General features: G+C 65.5%; 3 protein-coding genes and 1 pseudogene. 1 reads left to right on the forward strand and 3 read right to left on the reverse strand.

What is annotated here, in order from left to right:
* Positions 1-449: 449 nt before the first annotated feature.
* Positions 450-1,466 carry an alcohol dehydrogenase AdhP gene (gene adhP, locus AB0I53_RS49095; RefSeq protein WP_358618009.1) on the forward strand — a complete coding sequence of 339 codons (1,017 nt, stop codon included), beginning with the start codon at positions 450-452 and terminating at the stop codon, positions 1,464-1,466.
* A 1,489-nt stretch (positions 1,467-2,955) separates the two neighbouring features.
* Here the strand turns inward: adhP and AB0I53_RS49100 are convergent.
* From AB0I53_RS49100 to AB0I53_RS49110, 3 genes and pseudogenes are all read right to left on the reverse strand, one after another.
* Entirely contained in the window at positions 2,956-3,459 is a 504-nt protein-coding gene (locus tag AB0I53_RS49100) for a hypothetical protein (protein WP_358618012.1), read from the reverse strand.
* Positions 3,456-3,629, reverse strand: a pseudogene (locus tag AB0I53_RS49105) (ferredoxin); the annotation flags it as partial. The pseudogene AB0I53_RS49105 and the gene AB0I53_RS49100, both read right to left, overlap by 4 nt.
* A gap of 46 nt (positions 3,630-3,675) precedes the next feature.
* Positions 3,676-4,941: a cytochrome P450 gene (locus AB0I53_RS49110; protein WP_358618015.1), complete on the reverse strand. Its 1,266-nt coding sequence runs from the start codon at positions 4,939-4,941 to the stop codon at positions 3,676-3,678.
* Positions 4,942-5,532: the final 591 nt, after the last annotated feature.

Raw genomic sequence — 5,532 nt, forward strand, 5'->3', positions numbered from 1 at the left:
CCCAAAACCCGCTCCGGCAAGATCATGCGACGGCTGCTGCGCGACGTCGCGGAAAACCGCGAAGTCGGCGACGTCACCACCCTCGCCGACTCGTCGGTCATGACGCTGATCTCCAAGGGCCTGAACAAGTCCAGCGACGACTGATGCCCCAGACCGCCGCCCGGCAGGCCGATGCTCCATCCCTGTCCCCGGCCTGCCGGGTGGTACCCATGTGCCGCGGTGCTTCGGGTTTTGTTGGTGCAACAGTGAATTGCCGCTGCCTCCAAACGTTTCCTCCAGCAACTGTGGTCGCACCCAGAACTGACCGTTCGGAGAGCTCCCCCCGACGTTGACGGCGGTTACAAAGGACTCCTGGTTACTCAGCGCCGAACCTCGTCGTAGCGAGAACGGCCACCAGATCGCAAGCCGATTCCCGGCAAGAATCAACAAGCACCGCCTAGGAGTTGTCAATGAAAGCCGCAGTCGTCCACAACTTCGCGAACGAGCTGACCATCGACGAGGTTCCCAAGCCCGAGCCGGGGCCGGGAGAGATCGTCGTGAAAATCGAAACCTCCGGCCTGTGCCACACCGACATCCACGCGGCGCACGGGGACTGGCCGGTCAAGCCCAAGCTCCCGCTCATCCCCGGGCACGAGGGCGTCGGCATCGTCGAGTGCGTCGGTCCGGAGGTCACTGAAGTGGCCGAAGGCGACCGGGTGGCGATTCCCTGGCTGGGGATCGCCTGCGGTGTCTGCGACTACTGCACCAGCGGCTGGGAAACCCTGTGCGAGAAACAGCTCAACACCGGCTACTTCATCGACGGCGGGTACGCCGAGTACGCCAAGGCGTCGGCGAAGTACGTCGCCAAGGTCCCGGACGGGGTGGACCCGCTGGACGCCGCGCCGCTGACCTGCGCCGGGGTCACGACCTACAAGGCGGTGAAGCTCTCCGGAGCCCGTCCCGCGTCCACGGTCGCCGTGTTCGGCATCGGCGGACTCGGGCACCTGGCCGTGCAGTACGCCAAGATCTTCGGCGCGCGGGTAGTGGCGGTGGACGTGGTCGACGAGAAGCTCGAACTCGCTCGGGAACTCGGGGCAGACCACACCGTCAACGCGCTCACCGAGGACCCGGTGCGGGCGATCAAGGACCTCGGCGGCGCCGACGCCGCGATCTCGGTCGCAGTGGCGCCGACGGCATTCGAGCAGGCGTACAGCTCGCTGCGCCGGGGCGGCAAGCTGGTTTTCGTCGCGCTGCCAGCGGACAACCACGTACAGCTGCCGATCTTCGAAACCGTGCTCAACGGCATCACCATCGTCGGCTCGATCGTGGGCACCCGCGGTGACCTGGACGAGGTGTTCCGCCTCCACCAGCAGGGCCGCACCAAGGTAATCCGGGAGGCCCGCCGCCTCGACGAGGTCAACACCTGCTTCGAGGAGGTCGAGAAAGGCCAGGTCAGGGCCCGGCTGGTGTTCGACCTCCGCAGCTGAACTGAAGCCCCGTGAGTCTGTTGGTGACTACGGCACTCTCAACAGACTCACGGGCATTGCGCGGACATCCACGACGCTCTCGACGGCTCGTTTGCCGTTGAGAGACTTGTTGTGGGCTTTCTGATCGCCGGTGAGTTCGCCGCCTTTCGGTTTCTTGAAGGCGACGGTGATGGCCGCAGCAAACCCGGTTGCATCCGATGGTGCGCGAAAGCACCGCGGACCTGGTGACCCTGCACCGCAGAGCCAACGTCGATCTCACCGGCTACGCAACCTGGCTCGGCTTGTGACGGATTCGAGAGCGGAGAGGACCAAGGTCAATGGCGGTGCCCTTGCCGATAACCTCGTCCGCCCCGGTATGCGGCGGTGTCCGGTAGGTCGACCGTAGTCGCTCGAGCGGACGCTTTCGCTGCTGTCGAACGCCACGACATGATGATCGACTGTGCTGTTGCGACTGGCCTACCTGGGGGGTGACGAATACGTTCGCCATGCTGCGCCTGCTGCCGATGAGTGACCGGGAGAAGGACGTCGAGATCCTCGCCTTGCGCCATCAGATCACGGTGCTGGAGCGGCAACTCGGCAAGAACGGGGTGCGGTTCATTCCAAACGATCGGGCGTTCCTGGCAGCGCTACTGCACCGGCTGCCACGGAACGTCCTGCGCAGGTTGCCGTTGCTGGTACGCCCGGACACGGTGCCGCGCTGGCACCGCGACCTCATCGCACGCCGCCATGCCACCGCTTCCAAACCGAAGCCCCCTGGCCGGCCACACACCGTACGCTCCGTCCGGGCCTTGGTGCTGCGCCTGGCCAAGGAGAACCCCAGCTGGGGATACCGCCGACTCCACGGCGAATTGCTCTTCCTGGGCGTAAAAGTAGCCGCCTCGACCGTCTGGGAAATCGTGCAGGCTGCTGGGATCGATCCGGCACCCGACCGGAAACTCCAGCACGTGGGCCAACTTCCTGCGCTCGCAGGCCGACGCCTTGCTGGCGTGCGACTTCTTCGAGACGGTCACCCTGTCCGGAACAAGAATGTACGTGCTCGCCGTCATCGAGCACACTACCCGGCAGATCCGGATCCTGGGCACCACCGCACACCCGACCGCTTCGCGGGTCGCCCAAGCCGCGAAGAATCTCGTCATGGACCTCGAGGACACCAGCTGCCGAGCGCGGTTCCTGCGGAAGTCAACAGGGCGCCATCTGTCACACCCGGCGGTTCGTACAGTCCAGCCGTGGACTTTGTTCACGGGCTCGACGGCTTGACCGTCTCCGACTCGGGCTGCAAGCAGCTCCCAAAGGCGTCGCGGATATGCCGACCGAGTTGTCGACGAAGTCACGCCGGCATTGCTTCGACCAGCCACCGGGTGAGGCGATGTCCGCGCCGTCCTTCGGGTGCGGCGATGAGAACGATGACGGTCATCTCCGCTTCCGTAGCGCGCTCGGGTCATAGAATTCGGGGCCGATGTGGTGTGCTGTTCTCCGGCTGCCGTCGTGTCTACTCCTCGATTGCTGACTCCACCTGCACGTCACGTTCACTGGCCTCAGACCTCAGTGTCGCTTGCCTGGGGCGCCCGGTCCCGGTGCCCCAGTGGTTGGTCGGGTCGCCCCAGATCAGCCGGGCCGTCGTGCCCAGGCGCACACCCCGATCAGCACGGCCGTCGCGTGTCTCGCGAGTCCGGACTCCGCCGTTCGTGCGAATGATCACCAACCGGCCGTGCCCCGTTCTCGAGGTGCCTAGGGTGTGCCATGACCTGGAGACGAGCCGAGGACGGAGTTTGTTGGTGGACGGCTTTCGCATCGATCTGACCGCCTTGCCCCACGCATCGGAAGGCGTGCGCGACACGATCGACGCGATGAACCGGCGCAAGGTCAGCGACATCGACAGCCCAGCGGACACGACCGAGCCCTCGAAGCCCTCGCGGCGTGCTGCTTGGGCGGCCCGCAGCCCGGCGAGCGAGCACCCGACGATGACCAGCCGTAGCGGCATCGGCGCGCTCACGCCTCCTCCAACCTCAGGGCCAGGGCGGGGCAGGCCCGTACAGCTTCCTCGATGAGCGCCCGGTCTTTCTCGGTGACCTCCTCCACGAGAAGGGTGACCTCGGCCTCGTCATCGACCTCGAAGTGGTTGGGGGCAACGGCTTCGCACATGCCGATGCCCGTGCAGCGGCCCCGATCGACATGGCCTCTTGGTCACGGCGGCTCTCCGTACGGATGTTCAGGGGATCCGGACGGGGAGCCGTCGGATGCCATGGATGAACTCGCTCACCAGCGGCTCGGGCTCACCGACCTCCATGTTCGGAAGCTTGGTGAGCAGCTGCCGGAACAGGGCCTTGAGCTGCGCTCGGCCAAGGTGATTACCGAGGCAGTAGTGCACGCCACGGCCCCCGAACCCGGTGTGCGGGTGAGGTGGACGGGTGAGATCGAACCGGTCCGGGTCCTCGAACTCAGCGTCATCGCGGTTCGCCGAGGCGTAGAAGAGCACGACCTTGTCGCCGGCGGGAATCACCTGGCCGGCGATCTCCACATCCTGTGTCGCGGTCCGCGCGAACTCAATGACAGGCGATGCATGACGGACGAACTCTTCGATCGACCTGTCGATGCGCCCCTCAAAGTCCTCGGTCAGCCACGCCTTCTGATCGGGGTTCCGCCACAGCTGAACGACGGTGTGCGAGGTTGTCTGCTTTGTCGTGTCATTGCCTGCGACACTCAGCAGAAGCATGACTGACTCGATCTCGTCCTCAGTGAGGTGCCTGCCATCGAAATCGGCGAGAGCGAGCGCTGTTGCGAGGTCATCCCGAGGGTTGGCCCGACGCTCGCGGATGAGCTCAAGTCCGATCTCGCGCAGAATGACGAGTTGGTCCTGGAAGAACTGCTGCGGATCTGCGTCTCCCGCGATGGCTGGATCGTTCGCACCCATCGCCTTGTCCCCCGCTTCGGCGAACTCCTCCGCGAGACTGCCGGGCACACCGATCATGTCAGCAACGGTGAGCATGGGGAGCTTCGACGCGACTTCGCGGACGAAGTCGATCTCACCGGCGCCGATCACGCGCTCGACGATCTCCTCAGCACGCTGTTCGATCTTCTCGGAGAGTCGACGGACTGCCCGAGGCGTGAACGCGCCGCTCATGATGCGCCGGTATCGCGTGTGCTCCGGGGGATCCATCTCCAGGAACGTCGGCGCCGGCTTCGGATTCCTGGGCGGAAACGAAACGCCCCAGTAGCGATGCGAGTCGGAGCTGAACAGCGCGTGGTTTTCGCTCGCGAACGCGATCTCACGGGCGCGCACGAGCGCCCAGAAACCAGGCTCACCGTGAACCTCTGGCGGTAAGTCGGGGACCTCCATCGGTGGGTGCCAGCTCACCGGCGCCTCGCGTCGCAGCTGAGCGAACGACGAGTCGCGTTGCTCGAACGGAAGCCTCCAGAACGCGGCGCTCGAGATATCCACGTCGTGATACGGACGAGCAGGCACAGTTGCGGTCATGTCATCTCTCCCTTCGTGTGGCACCCCGACCTTCCAAGGCGACCCGTCAGGCGCCTGGCTCTCGTATCCGGAATGTGACGCGGCGCCCGAGTCTCCCCGCTAAGACGCAACTACCATAACCGCTAAACGAGCGTAAATAAACAGGTGAAAACTAAACTTGCGCAGCGAGGGCTATCGGACGGTCGCGCACTGCATCCCCGGCCCCTGCCCACATTCGAGCCGGCGCCATGCTTGCCGAGCCTTACCACTGGTTTCTGTCGTATACCGCCTGATCTCGCCCGCCGGACCCAACCGTCTGGCAGCACCAGGCCATCCCGGCTTCGTGGCGTCGGTGATCATGGCCGCGTTGGCAGCGAAGGCGCGCGGGTTTGGGGGCGGCCGATCGCCGCGGGGCTGGGCCACCTGGTGGGGACGGTGCGGAGCTGGTTACGCCGGCTCGCCGGGCGCGTTGATCCGCGTGCGTTCGATTTGACTCGCCTGGATGTGCGGTACCAGGGCAAGAGCTGGGCCTGGCGACCCCGCCCGAGATCATCCGGCATTCCCACCTCAAGGCACGGCCGGAGACCCCGCCCGAACAGGTCAAGCTGGCCG

The organism is Saccharopolyspora sp. NPDC050389, from assembly GCF_040655595.1.
Classification (GTDB): Bacteria; Actinomycetota; Actinomycetes; order Mycobacteriales; family Pseudonocardiaceae; genus Saccharopolyspora.

Excerpts from the sequence above, each read along its gene's own strand:
- AB0I53_RS49110 (WP_358618015.1), bottom strand. The coding sequence starts at position 4,941 with ATGACCGCAACTGTGCCTGCTCGTCCGTATCACGACGTGGATATCTCG.
- adhP (WP_358618009.1), top strand. The coding sequence starts at position 450 with ATGAAAGCCGCAGTCGTCCACAACTTCGCGAACGAGCTGACCATCGAC.